This is a genomic window from Arcobacter defluvii, from assembly GCF_013201725.1.
In the GTDB taxonomy this organism is placed as follows: domain Bacteria; phylum Campylobacterota; class Campylobacteria; order Campylobacterales; family Arcobacteraceae; genus Aliarcobacter; species Aliarcobacter defluvii.
Window position 1 is genome coordinate 95,434 of the sequence record NZ_CP053835.1, and the last position, 24,335, is coordinate 119,768.

General features: G+C 26.9%; 23 protein-coding genes. 9 read left to right on the plus strand and 14 right to left on the minus strand.

Going from position 1 to position 24,335, the window contains the following annotated elements:
* Nucleotides 1-2 precede the first annotated feature (2 nt).
* The 6 genes from ADFLV_RS00575 to ADFLV_RS00600 all read right to left on the minus strand — a co-directional run bounded on the left by ADFLV_RS00575 (nt 3) and on the right by ADFLV_RS00600 (nt 6,001).
* Nucleotides 3-2,198 carry a sensor histidine kinase gene (locus ADFLV_RS00575; protein ID WP_228712388.1) on the minus strand — a complete coding sequence of 732 codons (2,196 nt, stop codon included), beginning with the start codon at nt 2,196-2,198 and terminating at the stop codon, nt 3-5.
* A gap of 23 nt (nt 2,199-2,221) precedes the next feature.
* Nucleotides 2,222-2,809, minus strand: a complete 588-nt coding sequence (locus tag ADFLV_RS00580; RefSeq protein ID WP_014472838.1) for a LutC/YkgG family protein — start codon at nt 2,807-2,809, stop codon at nt 2,222-2,224.
* Entirely contained in the window at nt 2,802-4,181 is a 1,380-nt protein-coding gene (locus tag ADFLV_RS00585; RefSeq protein WP_129011466.1) for a lactate utilization protein B, read from the minus strand. Before ADFLV_RS00585 ends, ADFLV_RS00580 begins: the two co-directional genes overlap by 8 nt.
* Nucleotides 4,178-4,927, minus strand: a complete 750-nt coding sequence (locus ADFLV_RS00590; RefSeq protein WP_129011467.1) for a (Fe-S)-binding protein — start codon at nt 4,925-4,927, stop codon at nt 4,178-4,180. Before ADFLV_RS00590 ends, ADFLV_RS00585 begins: the two co-directional genes overlap by 4 nt.
* 61 nt (nt 4,928-4,988) lie before the next feature.
* Nucleotides 4,989-5,555: a class I SAM-dependent methyltransferase gene (locus ADFLV_RS00595; RefSeq protein WP_129011468.1), complete on the minus strand. Its 567-nt coding sequence runs from the start codon at nt 5,553-5,555 to the stop codon at nt 4,989-4,991.
* An 8-nt stretch (nt 5,556-5,563) separates the two neighbouring features.
* Complete coding sequence (locus ADFLV_RS00600) at nt 5,564-6,001, minus strand: deoxycytidylate deaminase (protein ID WP_014472842.1); 438 nt, start codon at nt 5,999-6,001, stop codon at nt 5,564-5,566.
* Between the two features lie 158 nt (nt 6,002-6,159).
* On the opposite strand from ADFLV_RS00600, the gene accB reads away from it, so the two are divergent.
* The 9 genes from accB (at nt 6,160) to ADFLV_RS00645 (ending at nt 16,402) form a co-directional block, all read left to right on the plus strand.
* The gene (gene accB / locus ADFLV_RS00605) at nt 6,160-6,627 is read left to right on the plus strand and encodes an acetyl-CoA carboxylase biotin carboxyl carrier protein (RefSeq protein ID WP_129011469.1); all 468 of its coding nucleotides are present in this window, start codon (nt 6,160-6,162) and stop codon (nt 6,625-6,627) included.
* A 9-nt stretch (nt 6,628-6,636) separates the two neighbouring features.
* A complete protein-coding gene (locus tag ADFLV_RS00610; protein WP_014472844.1) occupies nt 6,637-7,989 on the plus strand; it encodes an acetyl-CoA carboxylase biotin carboxylase subunit in 1,353 nt (450 codons plus the stop codon).
* A 237-nt stretch (nt 7,990-8,226) separates the two neighbouring features.
* The gene (locus tag ADFLV_RS00615) at nt 8,227-9,762 is read left to right on the plus strand and encodes a DEAD/DEAH box helicase (RefSeq protein ID WP_129011470.1); all 1,536 of its coding nucleotides are present in this window, start codon (nt 8,227-8,229) and stop codon (nt 9,760-9,762) included.
* 128 nt (nt 9,763-9,890) lie between these two features.
* A complete protein-coding gene (locus ADFLV_RS00620; RefSeq protein WP_371325615.1) occupies nt 9,891-11,516 on the plus strand; it encodes an inorganic phosphate transporter in 1,626 nt (541 codons plus the stop codon).
* An 83-nt stretch (nt 11,517-11,599) separates the two neighbouring features.
* On the plus strand, nt 11,600-12,505 hold the full coding sequence (locus ADFLV_RS00625; RefSeq protein WP_129011686.1) for an AEC family transporter: 906 nt from the start codon (nt 11,600-11,602) through the stop codon (nt 12,503-12,505).
* A gap of 6 nt (nt 12,506-12,511) precedes the next feature.
* Nucleotides 12,512-14,302: an asparagine synthase (glutamine-hydrolyzing) gene (gene asnB / locus ADFLV_RS00630; protein WP_129011687.1), complete on the plus strand. Its 1,791-nt coding sequence runs from the start codon at nt 12,512-12,514 to the stop codon at nt 14,300-14,302.
* Nucleotides 14,303-14,356: 54 nt separating this feature from the next.
* Nucleotides 14,357-14,659, plus strand: coding sequence for a hypothetical protein (locus tag ADFLV_RS00635; protein WP_014472849.1), 303 nt, complete (start codon nt 14,357-14,359; stop codon nt 14,657-14,659).
* Nucleotides 14,659-15,279 (plus strand): 5,6-dimethylbenzimidazole synthase, encoded by a 621-nt coding sequence (gene bluB, locus ADFLV_RS00640; RefSeq protein ID WP_129011688.1) that lies wholly within the window; start codon nt 14,659-14,661, stop codon nt 15,277-15,279. The genes ADFLV_RS00635 and bluB overlap by 1 nt, the downstream gene beginning before the upstream one ends.
* Before the next feature lie 55 nt (nt 15,280-15,334).
* A complete protein-coding gene (locus tag ADFLV_RS00645; RefSeq protein WP_129011689.1) occupies nt 15,335-16,402 on the plus strand; it encodes a TRAP transporter substrate-binding protein in 1,068 nt (355 codons plus the stop codon).
* Nucleotides 16,403-16,418: 16 nt separating this feature from the next.
* Here the strand turns inward: ADFLV_RS00645 and ADFLV_RS00650 are convergent, their stop codons facing one another.
* The 8 genes from ADFLV_RS00650 to ADFLV_RS00685 form a co-directional block, all read right to left on the minus strand.
* The gene (locus ADFLV_RS00650) at nt 16,419-17,147 is read right to left on the minus strand and encodes a succinate dehydrogenase/fumarate reductase iron-sulfur subunit (RefSeq protein WP_129011690.1); all 729 of its coding nucleotides are present in this window, start codon (nt 17,145-17,147) and stop codon (nt 16,419-16,421) included.
* Nucleotides 17,144-18,745 (minus strand): FAD-binding protein, encoded by a 1,602-nt coding sequence (locus ADFLV_RS00655; protein ID WP_129011691.1) that lies wholly within the window; start codon nt 18,743-18,745, stop codon nt 17,144-17,146. Before ADFLV_RS00655 ends, ADFLV_RS00650 begins: the two co-directional genes overlap by 4 nt.
* A gap of 1 nt (nt 18,746) precedes the next feature.
* Nucleotides 18,747-19,103, minus strand: coding sequence for a hypothetical protein (locus tag ADFLV_RS00660; protein WP_129011692.1), 357 nt, complete (start codon nt 19,101-19,103; stop codon nt 18,747-18,749).
* Nucleotides 19,104-19,444: 341 nt separating this feature from the next.
* Nucleotides 19,445-20,851 (minus strand): PhoH family protein, encoded by a 1,407-nt coding sequence (locus ADFLV_RS00665; protein WP_014472855.1) that lies wholly within the window; start codon nt 20,849-20,851, stop codon nt 19,445-19,447.
* On the minus strand, nt 20,851-21,369 hold the full coding sequence (gene hemJ, locus ADFLV_RS00670) for a protoporphyrinogen oxidase HemJ (protein WP_129011693.1): 519 nt from the start codon (nt 21,367-21,369) through the stop codon (nt 20,851-20,853). The genes ADFLV_RS00665 and hemJ overlap by 1 nt, the downstream gene beginning before the upstream one ends.
* A gap of 1 nt (nt 21,370) precedes the next feature.
* Nucleotides 21,371-22,555 carry a replication-associated recombination protein A gene (locus tag ADFLV_RS00675; protein ID WP_129011694.1) on the minus strand — a complete coding sequence of 395 codons (1,185 nt, stop codon included), beginning with the start codon at nt 22,553-22,555 and terminating at the stop codon, nt 21,371-21,373.
* Nucleotides 22,539-23,366: a pseudouridine synthase gene (locus ADFLV_RS00680; RefSeq protein WP_129011695.1), complete on the minus strand. Its 828-nt coding sequence runs from the start codon at nt 23,364-23,366 to the stop codon at nt 22,539-22,541. The genes ADFLV_RS00675 and ADFLV_RS00680 overlap by 17 nt, the downstream gene beginning before the upstream one ends.
* Complete coding sequence (locus tag ADFLV_RS00685) at nt 23,367-24,329, minus strand: KpsF/GutQ family sugar-phosphate isomerase (protein WP_014472859.1); 963 nt, start codon at nt 24,327-24,329, stop codon at nt 23,367-23,369.
* Nucleotides 24,330-24,335: the final 6 nt, after the last annotated feature.

Sequence of the window (24,335 nt, forward strand, 5' to 3'; positions counted from 1 at the left end):
TTTTAAACCTTTTTATGAGGAAGTTTTATAGTGAAAATTACATTTTCACCATCATTTTTTACGTTTATTGTTCCTCTCATTTTATCTTCAACAATAACCTTTGCCATATAAAGTCCAAGTCCTGTTCCATTTTCTTTTGTTGTGAAATATGGTTCAAATATAGATTTTATGATTTTTTCTTCTATTCTTCCACCATCATCTATAATTTCAATTGTATTATAATTTGTACATCTTTGAATATTTATATCAATTTTTGTTTTTTTATCATTATCTTTATATTTTTCTACAATTTTATTTTTTGCATTATTTATTAAATTTAATAAGACTTGTTTAAATTCATTTTCATAACCATAGATTAGTAGTTCTTCATTTTCATTTTTGTAATTAAAACTCATTTTTATATTAGAATAAAATATTTGTTTTCCAATAATTTCATTTATTTCATTTAAAGCTTTTGAGATGGAAAATAGTTTTTTCTTTGTTGAAGGTTTTAAAAAATTTCTAAAATCACTTAGTGTTTTTGACATATATTTTATTTGAACCATAGAATCATTTACAAAATCTTTTACATCAACATCTTTTAATTCATTTAATAAATATGAAGTTTGAATATCTTGTACAAGTGCGGATAATTCAACTAATGGTTCATTCCATTGATGAGCAATGGCAGCAATCATATCTCCCATTTCTGCTAATTTGCTTTGTTGAATTAAAAATTGTTTTTGTTGAACACGTTCACTTATATCATCCATAATACAAACAATTCCACCTATACTTCCATCTATATTTTTATAAACAGCTTTATTTAAAATAATATGTTTCATCTCATTAGAATTTGTATAAAAAGTAAATTCTGATGTTCCAGTTGAAAAAGTTTTTAATAACTCTTTATCCATTTGTGTATTTGCATATGCGACTTTATATGGAAAAAAATCAAAAGCAGTTTTTCCTATAATTTCATCTCTTGTGCTATTTACTAAAGTTTCAAAACTTGTATTGCATCCTAAAAATTTGCCATCAATATTTTTATAATAAATTGGATTTGGAATAGTATCAAGTAAGACTTTATCAAATTCAAGTCTATTAGAGAGTTCTAATTCTACTTTTTCTCTTCTTTGAATATTCGCTTTTAATATAATTACTATAATACTTAATATTAAAATTGTAAGAATTGATATTATAAAAAATTTATAATGTTCTTTATATATAGAACTTGGTTCATTTATAATTATTGGGTCATTTACAAAATCTGAAATATTTATACTAAATTTTTTTAATTCATTATAATCAAACATATAAAGATTTGGTGATTTTTCTAAAATAGGTATATCTTTTGGTTTTTCCCCATTTAATATTTTTAATGCCATTTTTGAAACTGCTTCACCTTGTGCTACAGCTGATGTTAAAAGACCTCCAACTATTCCATCATTTAGATAAAAATCCCAAAGTCCATAAATTGGTACTTGACTTACTTTTTTTACCTCCTGAAAACTTTGTTTGTAGGTAAAATATTTTCCTGTTGTATCTTTGAATAAAAGTACAAATAAAATTGCACTATTTGTTTTATCCAAATTAGATACTTTTTCTTTTAGATTATTTATTTCAAGATTATCTGTATATTCAATATTGAATTTTTTTGAATATTTTTCAATTATTGGATTTAAATCTCTTTTTACAGCAAAACCAGTTGTTGATTTATCATTTATTATTAGAAGATTTTTTAGATTTGGATGAAGTTTTGAAATAAGTTCTATATTTTTTGCAACATCAACTTCTTCTGCAACTCCTGTCATATAGTTTTTCATATCATTTTCATGAAGTAAAACTTTATCAAAGTTGTTTATTCCACAAAAAACTACAGGAATATTTTTAAAAAGGTATTCATGATATTTAATCATAAAATCAAAAGCATTATTATCACTAACAATAATCAAATCGAACTTTCTATGTTCGAATTGCTGTTTATATAATTTTACTAGATTAGATATATATTCTGGTGTATCAATTCTTTTTGTATCCATATAAACAGTTGTTAATTCAATATCTTTTATTGGTTTGAAGTTTTTTTCTATCGTTTTTGAAATATCATCACTCCAAATATAACCTTTATGATAAGAGTGAATTAGAAGAACCTCTTTGCTAGAAGCAAAGAGATAATTAAAAAAAAGAATGCTAAATAGTAAAATAAACCTCATCATAAATCCCCTATTTAGCTATTATATCAAGATTTCACAAAAATCACATATCCAGATTTTGGACCATGTGCTCCAATAACAAGTGATTGTTCAATATCTGCAGTTTTAGATGGACCTGAAATAAATACACCATAACCTTGGTTTTCAAAAGAGATTTTCTCATATGCTTCATGCATATTATTTAAAATATCATTTTCATCTATAACAATTACGATATTTTGTGCGATAAAATATAAAGCTCTATGTCTATTTGATGGATTTTTCATCCAAATTGCACCATTTTCTGCAACTGCAAAATTTCCTTTTACAACAGCTAAATCAATATCTTTTAAATCATGAGCATCTTCAAAGCTATTTGCATAAAAATTTCCTAAATTACAAAAATCTACATTAGAAGCTATTTGTTTTTCTTCTGGATATAAATCTTTTATAGTTTGGTCTAAATCTTTTTTATCAATAATTAAAGCTTTCCCACCAACACTTTCAATCATTGTAGAAAATGTTTGAAATTTATCTTCAAATTTTATTCCAAAATTATCATATGAAGGAAGTTTTACATCTTTTACGACATTGTTTTCTCTAATTGCATTTAAGATTTTTTCTTTACTAGTCATCTAATTCTCCTTCTTTAAACATCTCTTTAAAGCTTTTTTCTGGGAATTTTGGTAAATCTCTTTGTTTTCCCCATACATTTGCTTTATTGTAAAGTATGAAATTTGGTAGTTTTGGAACTATTACTCTTGCCATTTTTCCAGCAATTTCAAATAAAGCTGGTTTACTCATAAGCCAAGTGGTTACTTTCATAGCCATTTTCTTTTTACTATCAATTAAATCCATATTTCCTAAATCTTGTCTTAGGCTATAAAGTTGTGAATCTAAATCAATTTTAACTGGACATACATTTGAACATGAACCACATAATGTACATGCAAACGGTAAAGAGTTATGAAGTTCTGGATGTCTTGCACTTCCTAAAATAGAACCAATTGGTCCAGGAATTACATACTCATACGAGTGACCACCACTTCTTCTATAAACAGGACATGTATTCATACAAGCACCACATCTAATACAATTTAATGCTCTTTTATTTTTTGTTGAACTTAAAAATTGAGTTCTTTTATTATCAACTATAATTATGTGCATTTTTCCACCCTCGATACTTCCGTGAAAATGTGAAGTATATGAAGTAATTGGTTGTCCTGTTGCACTACGTGCAAGTAATCTTGTAAATACGCCTAAATCTTCAAGTCTTGGAATAATTTTTTCAATACCCATTGAAGCAATATGAAGTTTAGGAACACTTGCTCCCATATCAGCATTTCCTTCATTTGTACAAACTACAACACCACCAGTGTTTGCAATTGCGAAATTAACTCCTGTTAATCCTGCATCTGCTGTTAGAAAATCTTCTCTAAGCGCGGCCCTTGCAGCTCGTGTAAGATAAGTTGGGTCATAGTTTCCTTTTTGGGTTCCTAGTTTTTCATGGAAAGTATCAGAAACATCTGATTTCTTTAAGTGAATTGCTGGAAGAACTATATGTGAAGGTGGTTCATTTCTTAGTTGAACGATTCTTTCACCTAAATCTGTATCAATTACTTCAATTCCTCTACTTTCTAAGTAAGGATTTAAGTGACACTCTTCTGTTAGCATTGATTTTGATTTAACGATTTTTTTTACATTGTTTTCACTTAAAATTTTGTGAACGATTTCATTGTGCTCTTGTGCATCACATGCAAAGTGAACTGTAATTCCTTTTTCTGTAGCATTTTTCTCAAATTCTAATAGATATTTATCTAAATTAGCCATTGTATGAGTTTTTATTTGATTTGCATATTCTCTTAATTGTTCCCATTCAGGAATAGATTTACTAGCTTTGTCTCTTTTTTCTCTTACAAACCATAATGCTTGGTCATGCCAATGCATTCTTTCATCATTAGCTACAAACTTTGTTGCATTATCTGAGTGGTTGTGATTTGTACTCATGGTCGAACTCCTGCAAGAATTTCAACTATATGCATAACTTTTATAGGATTTTTATCTCTATTTATAATTCCATCCATATGCATAAGACATGACATATCAGCACCTGTAATAATTGCTGCAGATGAATCTAAGTGATCTTTTATTCTATCTTTTCCCATTGCTACTGAAATGGCTTCTTCTGCAACACTAAATGTCCCACCAAATCCACAACATTCATCTTCTCTTCTTAATGTAACTAATTCAATATCATTTACTTTATTTAATAGGTTTTTTAATTTTGAATTATAAGGAATATTAAGTTCACTTGCAGTTGCAAGTTTTAAAACTCTATGTCCATGACAAGAGTTGTGAACTCCTACTTTATAAGGGAAAGAGTGGTCAAATTTTATATTTTCAAGTTTAATTACATCATGTAAAAATTCACAAACTTCATAAATTGAAGTTTTTACTTTATTAAAATCTTTATCGTCATTAAAAAATTCTGCATAATGCTCTTTTACCATTGAAACACATGAACCACTTGGTGCTACAATGTAATCATAATCTTTAAATGTTTTCACAAAATTTATAGCTAAAGTCTTTACATCTTTTGAACAGCCAGAGTTTGCCATAGGTTGTCCGCAGCAAGTTTGACTTAGAGGATATTCTATGTTTAATCCCTGATTTTTTAGTAGTTTGTATGTAGCTTTACAAATGTCTGGATACAATTCATTCATAAAACATGGAATAAATAAACCAATTTTCATACTTTCTCCTTATATTTAATAAAGTAATTTTATATTTAAAGTATGAAATAAATATGATATTTTATTTTTTTAATAATATAGATATATCATTTTCTAAATAATATTCTTTTATTTCTATGTTATTAGTTAGAGTTTTACAAAAAGATAAAATCTCATTTATTTGGATGGTTGTAAGGGAATCATTTTTCAAAAAATTAAAAGCATAAGCTTTATTTGAAGCTTCAAAGCATTTTTTTATAAATAAAAATACTTCTTCTTTATCTAAGATATTCATAGCTCCACTACAAACATAATAATCAGATATTTTTAGATTATCTATTAAAATATTTTGTTTTTTAAATATTATATTTTCAAATCTTTTTGATGCTATATTTATCATTATATCTTCACAATCAATACCTATATAACTTTTTGGTTCTTTGTTATTTTTTATTAAATAATTATAATATTCTCCAAAACCACAGCCTGCATCTATAAGAGTTGATTTTTTTATATCTTTTATAAAAGTTGTTAATATTTCAAACCTTTTATATTGAGTATATTTAGAGTTCCAATGTACACCTTCTGCACTAACTCCATATTCTTTTATAGCTTTTTGATAAAATAGAGTGTTATCTTTTTTTGACATTAAAAAAACTATAAAGAAATTTGTTCGATAATTACACCATTATCTTTTATGAATTTTGAAATAATTTCAGAATTTGTATGTTCATAAGCTTTTTCATAAACAATTCTTTTTATTCCACTTGCAATTAAATTTTTTGAACATTCACTACAAGGCTCTAAAGTTACATAAATTGTTCCACCTTCAATTGAAATTCCTTTTCTTGCTGCCCAAATTATTGCATTCATTTCTGCATGAATTTCATAAGTTTTTGACCATTCATGATGATCTTTTGTATATTCATCATTCCAATGTTCACTGCAATTTATATAACCAGCAGGTGTACCATTGTAACCAGTTGAAAGGATTCTTCCATCTTTTACAATCACTGCTCCTACTTGTTTTGATACGCATTTTGAAGCAAGTGCAATCTCTCTTGCTATGTTTATAAAACTTTGATCGTTTAACATAATATTCCTAAAATTTATTTTTTTAATTATATCTAAAAGATATTTTAAGATATTTTATTTTAAAACTTAAATAAAGCTTATTTAAATAGTTAAAAATATATTTATCAGAAAAATTGTGCTATTATCAGAAAAAATTTTACTAAATAAAAAGGCTAAGTATGGATTTTAAAGACATCAAAGAATTAATAAGAGTTTTCGATAAAAGCGAACTTAACAAATTAAAAGTTAAAGAGGGTGAATTCGAAATTTCTATGCAAAGAGGTTTTGAAGGTGTTGTAACTACTGTGTCAGCAACTCCTGCAGTTGCAGCTCCTGTTGCAGCAATTAGTGCACCAGTTTCAACTACAAGTGTTGTTTCAACTGATACGGCAACTACAACTAAAAGTGGAGATTTTATCAATTCACCAATGGTTGGTACATTTTATTCATCACCATCTCCTGAATCTCCAGCATTTGTAAATGTAGGTGATACTATTAAAAAAGGTCAAACACTTTGTATTTTAGAAGCAATGAAAATTATGAATGAAGTTGAAGCTGAATTTAATTGTAAAATTTTAGAGATTTTAGTAAAAGATGGTTCTCCTGTTGAGTATGATATGCCAATTTTTGTTGTTGAAAAATTATAAGAGTTAAATATGGCAGAAATTAAAAAAATTTTAATAGCTAACAGAGGAGAAATCGTTCAAAGAGCTGTTAGAACAATAAGAGAAATGGGAAAAAAATCAGTTGCCATTTATAGTGCTGGTGATAAAAATGCATCATATTTAAAACATGCAGATGAAGCTGTATGTATTGGTGGTGCAAAATCAAGTGAGTCATACTTAAATATACCAGCAATTATTACAGCTGCAGAAATGACAGGTTGTGATGCTATTTTCCCAGGATATGGATTTTTATCTGAAAATCAAGATTTTGTTGAAATATGTAGATTACATAATATTAAATTTATTGGTCCATCTGTTGAAGTAATGGAAAAAATGGCAGATAAATCAAAAGCAAAAGAAGAGATGATTAAAGCTGGAGTTCCAGTAGTTCCAGGAAGTAAAGGTTCTGTTCATTCTGTAACTGAAGGTAAAAAAGTTGCTGCTGAAATTGGTTATCCAATTATGGCAAAAGCTGCTGCTGGTGGTGGAGGAAGAGGAATGAGACTTATTAAAGAAGAATCAGAATTTGAACAACTGTTTATGGCAGCATCAAGTGAAGCACTTGCAGCATTTGGTGATGGAACAATGTATCTTGAAAGATTTATTAATAATCCAAGACACATTGAGGTTCAAGTTGTTGGTGATTCTCATGGTAATGCTATTCATATTGGGGAAAGAGATTGTTCATTACAAAGAAGACATCAAAAAGTTATCGAAGAATCACCTGCAATTTTATTAAATGATGAAACTAGATCAAAACTTCATGATGTTGCTGTAAAAGCTACTAAATATTTAAAATATGAAGGTGCTGGAACTTTTGAATTTTTAGCTGATGACAAACAAAATATTTATTTTATGGAAATGAATACAAGACTTCAAGTTGAGCATCCAGTTTCTGAAATGGTTTCAGGTATTGATATTGTTGAACTTATGATTAAAGTTGCTGAAGGTGAAAAAGTTCCTCCTCAAGAATCAATTAAATTTAGAGGTCATGCTATTGAGTGTAGAATTACTGCAGAAGATCCAAATACATTTTTACCATGTCCAGGTAAAATAACACAATGGATGGTTCCAGGGGGAAGAAATGTAAGAGTTGATTCTCATATCTATACAAACTATGTAGTTCCTCCTTATTATGATTCAATGATTGGAAAATTAATTGTTTGGGGAAGAGATAGAAATAAAGCTATAAATATTATGAAAAGAGCTTTAAATGAGTTTGAAGTAGAAGGAATTAAAACAACTATTCCATTCCATCAAAAAATGATGCAAAATGAAGATTTTATTTCAAATAATTATGACACTAAATATCTAGAAAATTATAAAGGTCTAGATGAATTATAAGAATTAGAGCTTAGCTCTTTTTCTTAAAGCTTAAATTTATATAAAACTAGCTATAATCCGCAAAATTATACACATTTATATACCCATTTTACTTTGATAGATTTTCAAAGATTCATTTTCATTAAACTGACTTACTTGCAAGACTCAAATTGCGTTTTAATTGTACATTTATGGGAGATTTAAATCTAACTTATATAACCGTGTGTATTTTTTAACAAATATATACTAAGGTAAAAAATGACTTTTAAAGATTTCAATTTTAAAGAACAATTGCAAAAAGCAATTGAAGAAGCAGGTTTTAAAGAACCAAGTCCTATCCAAGAACAAGCAATGCCATTTATTTTAAATGGAAAAGATATTGTTGGACAAGCACATACAGGAACAGGTAAAACAGCAGCATTTGGACTTCCAATTTTAAACAGATTAAAAGGTAAATCAGGTGTTGAAGCAGTAGTTATCGTTCCAACTAGAGAACTTGCAATGCAAGTTTCTGATGAATTATATAGATTTGGAAAATTCTTAGGAATAAATACTGCAACAGTTTATGGTGGTCAAGCATATGCTAGACAAATTAAACTTATTGAAAATGCAAGTATTATTGTAGCAACTCCTGGAAGATTTCTAGATTTATTAAGAGGTGAAAAAATAGATATTAAGCCTGACTTTGTAATTTTAGATGAAGCAGATGAAATGCTTGATATGGGATTTTTAGATGATATAAAAGAAATTTTCACTTTTTTACCAAAAGAGAGACAAACTTTATTATTTTCTGCAACTATGCCAGTTGCTATTAAAAATCTTGCAAAAACAATTTTAAATGAGCCAGAATTTGTTACTTTAACTAAAAGTGATGTAACAAATGCAAAAATTACTCAAACTTTCTATGTTGTTGATGAAAGAGAAAGAGATGATGCATTAATTAGACTTTATGATTTTAAAAATCCAAAAAAATCAATTATATTCTGTCGCACTAAAAAGGAAGTTGATAGATTATCAACTTTCTTAGTTTCTCAAGGATTCATGGCTAAAGGTCTTCATGGAGATATGGAGCAAAGACAAAGAGAAGAAGCAATTAGAGCGTTTAAAACTTCTAAACTTGAAATTTTAATTGCAACAGATGTAGCTGCTCGTGGTTTAGATGTAAATGATGTTACTCATGTATTTAATTACCATTTACCATTTGATTCAGAGTCTTATGTACATAGAATTGGTAGAACTGGAAGAGCAGGAAAAGAAGGTGTTGCAATTTCTATTGTTACTCCACATGAATTTAGAATGTTACAAAAAATTGAAAAAAATATTGGAACAAAATTAGAAGCTAAAATTGTTCCAAATATTAGTTCTGTAAAAACTAAAAAAATTGCAGATTTAAAACAACAAATTATTGATCAAGAGATTAAAGATTATGCTTTAGAATTAGTAGAAGAATTAAAAGAAGAATTTGATATTTCTACAATTGCTTTTAAACTTGCTTCTATGATTTCAGCATCAACTTATGTTCAAGGAAATAATAATATTGGAAAATCAGAATCTGATATTAAAAGATTGATTGAAAACTCTTTAAGAGGTGGAGATGAAAGTTCTGGAAGAAACTCTAGAGGTAGAGGAGGAAGATTTTCATCAAGAGGTTCAGATAGGGACAGAGATAGAAGAAAAGATACAAGAAGTGGGAGTGGGGATAGAAATAGCAGACCTTCTTCTGATAGAAGTAAATTTCCTAAAAGTGATAAACCTTCAAAACCTAGAACAGAAAGAAGTAGAAAAAGAGATTAATTCTCTTTTTTTACAAACTAACTAAAAAACTCTATATTTTATATACAATCTATTAAAAAAATAACTTTTCTCTATAAAATTATTAAGCTATTTTAAAGCTTTGATAAGAATAAACCCACTATAATTATATGTTATTTAAATTACAAAATAATTACAAAAGGTTTACTTTGGATATTAAAACAATAAACAGCTTGGAAAAAGCTACTGCAAAGACCCTGCCAGATTTTGCGAAGTTGTCGCTAGCATTGCTATTTATAGTAGTAGTGTTTTTGTGGTCGTATGCCTCACATGGGAACTTGCCAAATAATACGTTTCTAATAATAGGAGCAGTGTTTGGTGCTTATATGGCAATGAATATTGGAGCGAATGATGTAGCTAATAATGTAGGACCAGCAGTTGGCTCTAAAGCCTTGACTCTTACAGGTGCTATTTTTATCGCTGCTATCTTTGAATCACTTGGAGCTTTTATAGCTGGTGGAGATGTAGTAAAAACAATTAAAGATGGTATTATTAATCCTGATTTGATAAAAAATCCTGAAATATTTATCTGGGCAATGACAGCAGCCTTGCTTTCTGCTGCACTTTGGTTGAATTTTGCAACTTCTATTGGAGCACCTGTTTCGACAACACATTCTATTGTAGGTGGTGTGATGGGTTCAGGAATAGCAGCAGCTGGTTTTGCAATAGTTTCTTGGGATACTGTTGGTAAAATTGTAGCCTCTTGGGTTGTTTCTCCTTTGCTTGGTGGAATAATAGCAGCAGGATTTCTTTACTTTATAAAAAAACAAATAATCTATAAAGAAAATATGATAGAAGCCTCAAAAAAATTTGTTCCAATTTTGATTTCAGTAATGACTTGGACTTTTAGTACTTATATCATCTTGAAAGGCTTGAAACACCTTGTTGATTTGAATTTCTTTGTAGCTTCTGTAATTGCATTTTTTATAACTGTTGGTGTTTATCTTCTTGTTAAACCATTAATAGCTAAATCTTCAAATAAATTGGCAAATACAAGAGCTTCTGTAAATAGCTTGTTTAATATTCCTTTGGTGTTTGCAGCAGCCTTGCTTTCTTTTGCACATGGAGCAAATGATGTGGCAAATGCAATTGGACCACTTGCAGCAATAAATGATGCAATAGTAAATGTAGAAATAGCATCAAAAGTAAGTATTCCTTTTTGGGTAATGGCAGTAGGAGCATTTGGTATAGTAATAGGATTGACTCTATATGGACCAAAACTGATAAAAACAGTAGGCTCAGAGATAACAGAACTTGATCAAATGAGAGCATACTCAATAGCAATGGCAGCAGCATTCACAGTAATAGTAGCAAGCCAATTGGGACTTCCAGTATCTTCAACACATATAGCAGTAGGTGGAGTGTTTGGAGTAGGATTTTTAAGAGAGTTTTTGGATAATAATGAGAAGAGATTTTTGCAAGAAACAAGAAAAAGGTTTAAAAGACATAAACGAGAATTGGACTTGATGCAAGAAGAGTTGAATAGATTAGAGATAATAAAAGATAAATCAAAAACACATTATGTAAAAATAGTAGAGTTGTATAAAAAGATAGATGATAAAGAGAATTTGGTAAAACAAGAGAGAAAAGATGTAAAAGATGCAAAAAGTACAAAATATGTAAAAAGGGATGCTATTAAGAAGATAATAGCAGCTTGGATTATAACTGTACCTGCTGCGGCTATTCTTTCTGCGGCTATCTTTTTTATGATTAAAGGTATTATGGTTATTGCATAGGAAATTTTCCTATGCAAACTCTTTTTATTTATCTCATTAATGCTAAAATTTCTAAAACTTTTTAGGAATCTACAATCGAAGCTATATTTTCTGTTTTACCTGTTTATTTTTTTATTTTATTAGGTTTTGTTGCTAAAAAAAAATTTACTACTCAAATTGATGAAAAAACTTTAGTTCTTTTATCTTTATATTTTTTTCAACCAATTCTAATAGTTTGGGGATTAACTAAAACTCCTATAAACTATGAATTTATAATGTCACCAATTTTTTATCTAATAATTGTTTTAATAACTTTATCTGTATTAATCTTTATTTCTAAGATTGTATTTACTTCAAGAACAGATGAATCTATTTATTTAGGGAGTGCACTTGTTGGAAATACAGGTAATTTAGGAATTCCACTTGGAATTGCACTTTTTGGCGTTGAATCAGTACCTTATACAAGTATCATAAATATTGCAAATATTTTTTTCATGTATACAATATCTGTGTATTTCTTTGCACGTGAACAATTTTCTTTAAAAGGTGCATTATTTTCTATTTTAAAAATACCAGCAATTTGGTTTGCATTATTTGCACTTTTTTTAAACTATTATCAAATCCCAATAAGTGAACATATTCAAGTTGCTTTAGATATGGGAGCTTATACCTCTTTGACAATTCAACTTTTTATTTTTGGTGTATATCTTTATAGTGTTAAAATAAAAACTATCCCTTGGAAATTGTCTTTACATGTTTCTTTTGCAAAACATATATTATTACCATTGATTGGAATTTTTATTGTTATTTCTTTTACAAATTTTAACTCTTTTGTTGCTTCAATTTTGATTATGGAACTTATGGTTCCTCTTGCTGTTAATAATGTTAATTTTTCAGTTTTATATAACTGTAAACCTTTTGAGGTTGCATCTACGATTTTAGTCTCTAGTACAATTTTTGTAGCAATATTATATTTTTATATTGAAATTATAAATTATTTTATAAAGTAGGTTTTTATGTGTGGAATTATTGGAACAAATTTTTTATCACCTAGATTTGATAAATCTTTAGAACTTTTACATCATAGAGGTCCAGACTTTCAAAATTCAATTAAAATTGATGATAAACAATTTGGTCATACAAGACTTGCAATAATTGATTTAGATGAAGAAGCAAATCAGCCAATGATATTTGATGATATCTTACTTGTTTTTAATGGTGAAATTTATAATTACAAAGAATTGATTCACGTGGAACATTTAGAGTGTAAAACAAAAAGTGATAGTGAAGTATTAATAAGACTTTATCAAAAGTATGGATTTGATTTTTTAAATAAATTAAATGGAATGTTTTCTTTTTGTATTTATGATATGAAAAAAGATTTATATTTCTGTGCACGTGATAGATATGGTAAAAAACCATTTTTCTACTATTTTAAAGATAATAAGTTTATTTTCTCATCAAGTGTAAAATCAATTTTAAATCTACTTGATTATAAACCAAATCTAAATAAAGTAGCACTTTCTAAATATGTGCAATATTTTGTATCTTTTGGTGAAGATTCTTTTTATCAAGATATTTATAAACTTGAAGCTTCTACATTGTTGATTTATGAGCCAAATAAAAGCCCTGAGCTTCAAAAGAAGAAATATTACAAGATAAATACCTATAAAGCTATAAAGGACGAAAAACGAGCTTTAAATGACATTGAAGAGCTATTATTTAAAAGTGTTGAAAATAGACTTAATAGTGACGTTGAAGTTGCTTCACTTTTAAGTGGTGGAATTGATAGTTCATTAATCTCTGCACTTTATACAAAAATTTCTGGAAAGAAAATTAATACCTTTAGTATTGGTTATGATGAATATAAAAATTATTGTGAACTAGATTTTGCACAAATTACAGCAAGTCATATAAACTCAAATCATCATCCAGTAGAAATAAATCAAAAAGAGTATATTAATCATTTTGAGCAAACACTTGATATGCTTGAAGAACCCCATGGAGATAGTGCAGCAATTCCCTTGAATATCTTAACAAAACAGATACATCAAGCTGGAATAAAAACTGTATTATCTGGTGAAGGAAGTGATGAGATATTTTTAGGTTATGATAATTATGCAAAGTTTTTAAAATATTATGAATTTGAAAAAAGTTTATCAAATGAACAAAATCTTTTTTTAAATGATATCATTGGAGCTTTACAAAATAATACTAAAGAGAGTGAATATTTAAGACGAATTGTAAAAAAACAAAATCTTTATAACTCTTTTGGAGAAATTTATACTGATATTCAAAGGAAAAGATTATTCAAAAAAGTTCCAACATTTAAAAGTGAAACTGCAAAACAAGATCCAGTTGATTGGATGAGTTATATTGATTTAAAAATATGGCTAGGAGAATCACTTTTATCAAAAGTTGATAGAATATCTATGGGAAATTCTTTAGAAGTGCGAACTCCATTTTTAGATTTTAATTTAGTAAATTATATGTTTAGTGTAGAATCATCTATCAAAGTTGGCGATACAAATAAATATCTCTTAAAGAAAATTGCTTCAAAATATATTCCTGATACAATAATAAATAGAACAAAAAAAGGATTTAATTCACCTTTTAACGAGTGGTTAAATAAAGAGTATAAAGATAAAATACTTGATGTAATTGTTGAAGTAAATAATCAAACAAATTTATTTAATCATGAGTATATTTTGTATATTTACGAGCTTTCAAAATCAAATAAATTTAAACAGCATTTATATTCACTTTTTGTTTTTTCTTTATGGTATAAAAAAGAATTTCTTTCTTAAGATAAAAGATTGTAAAATCAAGAAATTTTAGATTATAAGGGAAAAAAAGAAATTATGACTATATTAATTCCTGTAAATTCAAAAGATAGACATCAATGTGTAATATCATCAATAGAAGAAAACAAAGCTTGGGCATTTATAACTTTGGAAGAAGGTAAAATTTCAAAAGTAGAATTTTTTGATAGACGAGAAGATATTACTTGTTGGATTGATGCAGTTGTTGTTATTAACAATTTAGAATATGTTTGGCCTTTTATGGACGAAGGTATTATTGCACTTATTGCGCCAACTCAAAAAAGTATAGATGAAATTGTGGAAGCTTTTTTATTTAAAGATTTACACGATTTTTCAATCTAATGAAATTTAATAAAAAAGATTTAGAAACACTTACAAACATTATTGCCTCTAGACGTGATGTAAGAGGCAATAACTTTATAAATAAAAAAATATCAAACAAAGATTTATATACTATTTTAAACTCTGCCTTACACGCTCCATCTGTTGGTTATTCTCAACCTTGGAGATTTATAATTGTTGATGAAGAAAAACGAGCTTTTGTTTATAAACACTTTAGTAAATCATATGAAAAGAGTAAAGATAAATTTAAAGATAGACCTTTATATAACAATTTAAAATTAGAAGGTATAAAAGAATCAAATATAAATATTGCTGTATATTATAAAAAGAACAAAAAGAATATTCTTGGTCAAACATATATGAAAAGAACTGGTGAATACTCTGTTGTTTGTGCAATACTTAATATGTGGCTTACTTCTCGTGCTTTAAATATTGGTATGGGTTGGGTTTCTATTTTAAAACCTAAAAAAATTAATAAAATATTTGATATGGATAAAAATGAGTATAAATTTATTGCGTATTTATGCTTTGGTTATACAAAAGAGTTTTATGATGAACCAGAACTTAAAAAACTAAATTGGAATAAAGAGAAAAAACTCAAAGATTGCATACTTAATTAAGCCTTTTAATATTCACCTACTATTATAATGCTTCTCTATTTTTTAAGGAGAACAAATGAAAAAAATCTTTGTCAAATTATCTTTTTTATTTGTTTGTTTAAGTTTAATTACTTCTTTACAAGCAGATGATAAAGTATACAAATTAACAATGGCAACAACATGGACAGATACTACATCTCCATTAATTGACGCAGCAAAAAATATGGCTAAATTAGCTAATGATATGTCAAATGGAAGATTAGTTATAAAAGTTGATGCAGCAAATAAACATAAATCACCATTTGGTGTTTTAGATATGGTTAAAGCTGGACAATATGATATGGGTCACACAGCATCATATTATTGGAAAGGAAAAGATATAAATACTTTGCCTTTTACATCTATGCCTTTTGGTCTAACAAGTCCTGAACAATATGCGTGGTTTTATTATGGTGGTGGTTTGGATTTAATGCAAAAAGTTTATGCTAAACATGGTATTTTATCTTTTCCAGGTGGAAGCACAGGTGTTCAGATGGGTGGATGGTTTAGAAAAGAAATTAACTCACTTGATGATTTAAAAGGACTTAAAATGAGAATACCAGGTTTTGCTGGTGAAATTATGGCAAAACTAGGTGTTCAAGTTACAAATAATGCTCCAGGTGAACTTTATATGTCTTTAGAAAGAGGAACAATTGATGCACTTGAATGGGTTGGACCTTCAATGGATATAAGTATGGGATTTCATAAAATTGCGCCATTTTATTATACAGGTTGGCATGAACCTGCTTCAGAAATGCAATTTATTATAAATACTAAAAAGTTTGAAAAGTTACCAGCTGATTTAAAAGAGATTTTACTTGTTGCAATAAGAGTTAGTGCATACGATATGTATATTCAAAATTATGATATGAATGCAACAGCATGGCAAAAAATGAAAGCTGATTACCCAGATATTAAAGTGAAAACTTTTCCTAAACCTGTAATGGATGCAATGAAAAAAGCAAATCAGGAATTAAGAGTTCAGATGTCTAAAGAAAGTCCATTATTAAAAGAAGTTTTAGATTCACAAGATGCTTATATGAAGAAAGTTAGAGAGTGGACTAAAATGTCAGATTATTTATATTTAAAAGATAATCTAGAATAGAGAACCCTTCTCTATTCTAAAATCCATTTGGATTAAATCCTCCTGCAAAATCATCATTAAAATCTAAAGAAAAATTCTGAAAGTTAGGATTAGAAAATCCTTTTTGTACTGATATATTTTGAAGTTGTATTATATCTGCTTTTGGATCAATACTTTGAGGACAAACTAATGTACAGCTACTGCATAATGTACAATCCCAAATACCATTTATTTGTATATTAGCTAGAATTTTATCATTTGATTCAAGTTTAGCCTCATTTACATATCTTAATGCTCTTGTTAATGCAAAAGGACCTATAAAGTTTCTATTTACTTCATAAACTGGACAAGAACTAAAACATGAATTGCACAATATACAATTGCTTTGTAAATCAATTTGCTTTATATTATCTTGATTTATTTGTTTATTGGATTTTATATCTATATAACTTGAAGTTGATTTTATTAGGGATGTTTCATGTGAAACATCTATAATCAAGTCTTTTATCACTTTAGAATTTCTTAATGGTTCAATTAAATCATTTTCATTTATAAATGTCTTACAAGCTAATTTTTCAATGCCATTTACTCTTACAGCACACGAACCACAAACACCACTTTTACATCCACATCTAAAACTTAATGAATTATCAATTTTAGTTTTTATATAAATCAATGATTTGAGAAGATTTGAGTCTAATATTTCATATTCATTTTGTGAATCAACATTTAATTCTTTATTAAATCTTTTTATTCTTATTTTCATTGTATATCCTCAAAACCTATTTCTAATTTAGAATTTTTAAAATAAGTATATGAAAATTTTTCATATGATTTTAAACTCTCTTTATAATCCAATCGATTATGGCTTCCCCTACTTTCTTTTCTATTTTTAGCATTTAATGCAATAACTTTTGATATTTGTAGTATGTTTATAAATTCTAAAAATTCAACTAAATTTGTATTATAATATTTTGATTTATCACCTATTCCCATTTGATTTAAAATTGATAATTGTTCATCTAAAATTTCAATAAAATCGTTGATAGATTTTTCTGTTTTAAAGATACCCAACTTAGAGAATATTTCGTTAGAAAAAATCTCTTTATTCTCATAAAAATCGATTTTATTTGGATAATTGAAAATATCATTTATTAATTTAGTATTTATTTCTAAATGAGTTTGATTTGTATTAAAAGATTTGATTTCTTTTGCCTTTTTTGAAGCATTTAAACCTGCTAATTTGCCAAAAGTAATAATCTCTAATAGAGAATTTCCTCCTAATCTATTTGCACCGTGTATAGACGCTTGAGAGCATTCTCCACAAGCATATAAATTATCTATGTTAGTTTTTGTATGTAAATCAGTTTTTATTCCTCCCATACTGTAATGAGCTGCTGGAATAATGGGTAATAATTCATTTTCAATTCTAATATTTGAAAAATGATAAGCCAAATTTCGTTCTTGAGGGATTAATTCTTTTATTTTATTTAATCCTAAATGTCTTAAGTCTAAAAAAACTTTATCACCTTTTTGTATTTTTTTATATATTGCATTTGTTACTTCATCTCTTGATCCTAATTCATTAACAAATCTAATTTTATTTTGATCAACTAAATATCCACCCTCGCCCCTTGCACTTTCACTTATTAGTATATTTGTATCTAATAAAGTTGTTGGATGAAATTGTATAAATTCCATATTAGATAGTTTTACTCCTGCTCTTAATGCCACAGCAATTCCATCTCCACTATTTGAGTATGAATTTGTTGTATTGTTTTTATATATACCAGCATAACCACCTGTAGCTAAAATTGTTGTTTTTGAAAGAATTTCTTTTACTTCACCAGAAGAAATATCTAAAAATATTCCTCCTTTGCAAATATTATCTTCAATAATCAAATCAAGTAAAAAATAATCACATAAAAAATCTATATCATTTTTTATGCATTGATCGTATAATGTATGAATAATTTTTAAGCCAGTATAGTCACTTGAGTAACAAGTTCTAATATTTTTTGTTCCACCAAATTTTCTTTGTGAAAAGTTGTCATTGCTATCTCTATTAAATGGCACACCTATGGAATCTAACCATAAAATAGAATTTTTTGCTTCTTTACAGATATATTCAATATTATCTTTTATAGAGAGTTTATAAGAGCCTTGATAAGTGTCTTCAATATGTTTTGAAATGCTATCATTATTCTCATATAAGACTGCGTTTATACCACCTTGCGCTTGAACTGTTTGTGAGTATGTTGGATGAGTTTTTGAAATAATTAATACGTTAGAATTTGATTCTTTAGCATTAATAGCTGCCGTTAAACCTGCTCCACCTGCTCCTATAACTAAAACATCTATCATGTTAATCCCAAAATTCTTTTAGAGGTTCTTCTTTTTCTTTTATACTGTCTGAATCAAAATTAAAATCAATTTCTTCTATTTTATCTTTATTTTTAATTCGAATTTTATCTTCTTTTATTTGAGATGAATAGTCTTTTTTTTCAATAGGAAATTCTTGTTTATTTTTTAATTTTAGATAATCAGCAATGATTCTTTCATATTCATTGAAATCAAGTATAATTACACCTGGTTTACCATCTCTAAGTATAATTGCTTTTTCTATCTCTTTTTTATTTAATTTGTCAAAAATATATTTACTTTTTCTTACTAATTCAGTTGAAGAATACATTTCATTTGATGTATATTGTAGTAGTGACATTAAATTCCTTTACATATTATAATATGTATTATAACACATTATTAAATTCTTTTTATTTAAAAAAATAAAAGATGATTAACAAATCATTATAAATTGTATTATGCAAATTTTATACCATATAATGGCTGTTTATAAGAAATTTTCTAAATATTTAATAATAAGTATTTTTTTATGATTAACATTAATATTTGTAATATAATTAAAATTAGTAATAAAATATAATTTATGATTTAAAATTTAAATTAAATTCTATAAAATAAAAAATCATATTTAAGTATAAAGAATAATAAGTTTTTATATGAGATGTTTAATTATCTAAGAAAATTGATTTCTTTAGATAATTATTTAGAAAAGATTTGTTCAGCCCACTCTGTTATAGGACCTCTAAGAACTTTTTGTAATTTTATTGCAAAAATATTTACAAGATTATCTTCGTTTTTTGTTGATTTTAAAAGAGTTGTTAAAGCATTTGTATATTTATTTACATAAAAGTTGTCAATTTGCTTATTTGAACCAAGAATTACAACTTTACAACTACTATCTATTCTTGATAAAACCATTTGCATAGTTTTATTTGACATATTTTGAGCTTCATCAATGATAATAAATGAGTTAGAAAGAGTTCTTCCTCTCATTTCCCCTACCCACATTGTTTCTATGCCATAATTACTTATCATTTGTTCAATTCTAGCAGTTACTTCACTATCATCTAATTCAGAAATTGTAATATCTGGATTCTTTTTATTTCTTTTTCTTTTGTGTTCAGTTCTAATTATATAATCTAAACTATCCATTAATGGATGATTGTATATTTTAAACTTTTCTTCTAAACCTGGAAGATAACCTACATCTTCACCTTTATCTAGAGATTCAATAGAGTTTCTTATATAAATAATCTTTTGAAAGAATTTTTGACGCACAAGTTTTAATGCCCCACTTAGAGCTAAAAGAGTTTTCCCTGAACCTGCTTTTGCTTCAACAACTAAAACGTTAAAATAATGATTTAATATCGCATCACTAAAGAATAATTGCTCTTTATTTAATGGAGTAATAACTTGATCTCTAATCTCTACTTCATCAAGTAATTTAATTTTTCTATTTTGTATATTTGCTAATAAAACTTGATCAGATGATTTAACTTTAAAACAGTAAGAAAAATTATATGGCTTGTAATCTATATCAAATTTATTTATTTCTTGATTATCAATATATGCTAAATCTTCAAAGTTTATTTCTATTTCTTTGATAAAATTAAAATCAAATACATCTTTATCTTTACCAACTAATGCATCAGTTTTTATATCAAGAGATATAGCTCTTGTTCTTGCCATTATATCAAGAGATAAAAATTCTACTTGATTCTTATAATAGTTATTTGCAAAAGTTGCAATTTCTAATATTTTTCTATCATTTATGATATTCAGTGATACATTTTTTATATTAACTTCATACTCTTCTTTAGAAATTATATCAATAATTGTATTTTTATCATTTTCTATTTTTATTCTAATAATTTTATATGTATCTTTTTTTATAGAATTAACAATAGTGGAATTTTCAAGTATTCTTGCAAATTCTCTAGCCTGAAAGTTTATCTCATCAAATCCACTTTTTTTTGTATCAATTTCATCTAAAACAGTTTCTGCAAGGATTATTAAATTTTTACCATCTTGAGACAATTTATAAATATTTGTTGCATCTTCAAGTAAAATATTTGTGTCAAGAATATAGTATTTATCAAAACTCATTATATTTCCTTTTTAGGTTTCATTATTACATAAGAGATATATGCAAATAAAAGTATGATAATTGATGTAAATAAAAGTGAAAAAGATTTAGTGATTACATATCCAACAATTAAAATTGCCAACATTGTTGGCATTTCATTATACATCCTAAAAAATTTACCAGTTTTTTTACATATATCTTTTTCTAACTCTTTTCTATATTTTTCTAATGAAAAAGAGTAGATAATTAATAGAATTAATGAAATTAATTTTGCATACATCCAAGGATTAATATTTATATCTAATAAAATTGGATTAAGAATAATCATTGTGATTCCACTTGCAATTGTAGCCCACATTGCTGGAGCACCTATATACTTATAAATTTTATATTCTTGTATTTTTACAACTTCAATAAACTCTTTTTTATCTATATTCTCAACATGATAAACAAAAAGTCTAGGAAGATAAAATAGCATTGCCATCCATGACATAACTGCAACAACATGAAAAGTTAAAATCCAAGTATAATATTCCATTTTAATCCTTATTCTTTATTTTTATAAGCCAATCATTTAATGTTTTTTCAAAACCTATATTTGAATTATCATAAAGTGATAAATTTTCTTTTAAATATTCTTGTTCAACATATCCACCAAAATCATGGGGGTATAAATAGCCTATATGCTGTGAATCTAAATGTTTAGGTATATCAAGTATCTTACCATCTTTTATCAATTGTAGGGCTTTATTTACAGCTTTATAAGCACTATTTGATTTTGGACTTGATGCAAGATATATTGCACATTGAGAAAGAATAATTCTTGATTCCGGATATCCAATTTTATTACAAGCTATCATAGTATTAACTGCAAGATTTAAAGCATTTGGATTTGCATTTCCAATATCTTCACTTGCAAAAATTACTAATCTTCTTGTTATAAAATCTACACTTTCTCCACCATTTATTAATCTACTCATATAATAAAGTGCTGCATCAATATTTGAACCTCTTAAAGATTTTATCATAGCACTTGCTAAATCATAGTGAGTATCTGATGAAGATACTCCATCTCCTATTACATTTTCTCTTAATTCTTTTAATAAATTTATATCTATATTTTTTGATATTTTATATGAAAAATTCAATAACGTAAGCATTGCTCTTGCATCACCAGAACTAGAGATAATTAGATATTCTTTAGCTTCATTTGTTAGAGTTATATCAACATCTTTTAATGCAATTTGAAGAATTTTTATCATTTCTTCTTTTGTGAAAGCTTTAAATTCATATAAGAAAGATCGAGAACGAATAGCAGAAGTTAAAGTAAAAAAAGGATTTTCTGTACTTGCTCCAATAATTAATGCATCATAATTTTCCATAATAGGAAGAAGAACTTCTTGCTGGTTTTTTGAAAGACGATGAACTTCATCAATGAATATTAACGGCTTGATTAAACTATTTTTATATTTATCAAATACTTTTCTTAAATCTTCTATTTTTATGCTTGTTGCATTAAAATAAAAGTAGTCAGTATTAATTTCTCTTGCAATAATTTTTGCTAAAGTTGTTTTACCAGTTCCAGGTTTACCATAAAAAAATAGATGAGGAATATCTTTTTGTTTGATTAATTTATAAAGTGCTTTTTCTTTACCAATTATATGAGATTGACCAACAAAAGTATCTAAACTTGTTGGTCTTAATTTATTAGATAGATCTATCATCTTCGTTCATAAAGATTCTAAGATTTTTGTATTCTTCTTTTGATAAAAATCTAGTTTTTCCTGTAGGTAGATTATTTAAAGAAATTCCACCATATTCTAATCTTTTTAAATCTAAAACATCAAGTCCAAAGTGAGCAAAAAATCTTCTTAATTCTCTATTTTTACCTTCATTTATTACAACTTTTATTTTTGAAAATTTCTCGCCATTTGTTTGTATATCATATGCTAAAAAAGGTGCAAAAGTCATAGCTGTAATCTTACTATTTTTATGTGCACCTATTCTTGCATCTTCAATTGTAATACCATTTTGCATTGCTTCTTCAACAGATTTAGTAATTACACCATTTACTTTGATTTTATATACTCTTTCTAAGTCAGAATGCATTAATGAATTAACTACATCAACATTATCTGATAGTAATAGCAATCCTTCACTTGAATAATCAAGTCTTCCAACACATAAAAAATGTTTGTATTTTTTTTCAAGTGAATCATAAATTGTACGTCTTCCTTGAGGATCGTTTTTTGATACAATTTCACCTTTTGGTTTATTATAAACTATTACTGTATAAATTTTATTTTTATCTTCTTTAATATTCTTTTTACCAATTTGTACATCGTCTTTTGATGATACTTTTGTTGCAAGATTAGTTACAACTTTTCCATTGATTTTTACTCTTCCCTCTTCTATTAATTTATCTGCTTCTCTTCTTGAGTAGTTACTATTATGAGATAAGAATTTGTTTAATCTTATTAGTTCTTCTTTTATTTCTTCTTTTTTATTTTTAGAAGATGTATTATTTGGTTTCATTTATTTTATTCCAGCTTCAATTAAATCGTGAATATGTAATACTCCAACCAACTTATCATTTGCATCTGTTACTATTAATAGTTGAATTTTATAGTTTTCAATAATTTGTAAAGCATCACTTGCTAATAATTCTTTATTTTTTAAAGTTTTAGGATGAATTGTAGCTATATCTTCTACTTTACAGTCCATAGAAAAATTATCATTCATTAATGCTCTTCTTAAATCTCCATCACTCAAAAGTGCAAATACTTTATTATCTTTATCTGTTATTATTACGCTTCCAAGTCTTCCTTCACTCATTACTAAAATGGCATCTTTAAGTTTAGTTTCACGTGAAACTACGGGTAAATCGTGCTTTCTTAATAAATCATCAACTTTTACAAAAAGTTTTTTTCCTAAACTTCCACCTGGATGAAATGAAGCAAAATCTTCTTTTTTGAAATCTCTTTTTTTCATTAGACAAACAGCAAGTGCATCACCCATTGCCATAGTTAAAGTTGTAGATGATGTAGGAGCAGTATCAAGAGGGCAAGCCTCTTTATCAACTGCTATATTTATAAAAACATCAGCATATTTAGCTAAAGTTGAGTTTTCACTTTTTGCCATTGCTATCAATGGTATATTTAATCTTTTTAAGTGAGGTAAAATTTGAACAAGCTCTTCACTTTCACCACTATATGAAATTCCAAGAACAATATCTTCTTTACCAATCATCCCTAAATCTCCATGCATAGCTTCTGTAGGATGTAAGAAGAAAGAACTTGTACCTGTACTTGCTAATGTTGCTGCAATTTTTGCACCTACAAGTCCTGATTTTCCAACACCTGAAACGATAAGCTTTCCTTTAGAATTAATGATTAAATCAATTGCTTTTTCAATATCAAAAGAGATTTTTTGCGCAGCTTTTTCTAATTCATTTGCTTCTGTTAATAAAACATCTTTAACAATTTGTTTAAAATCCATAATTAA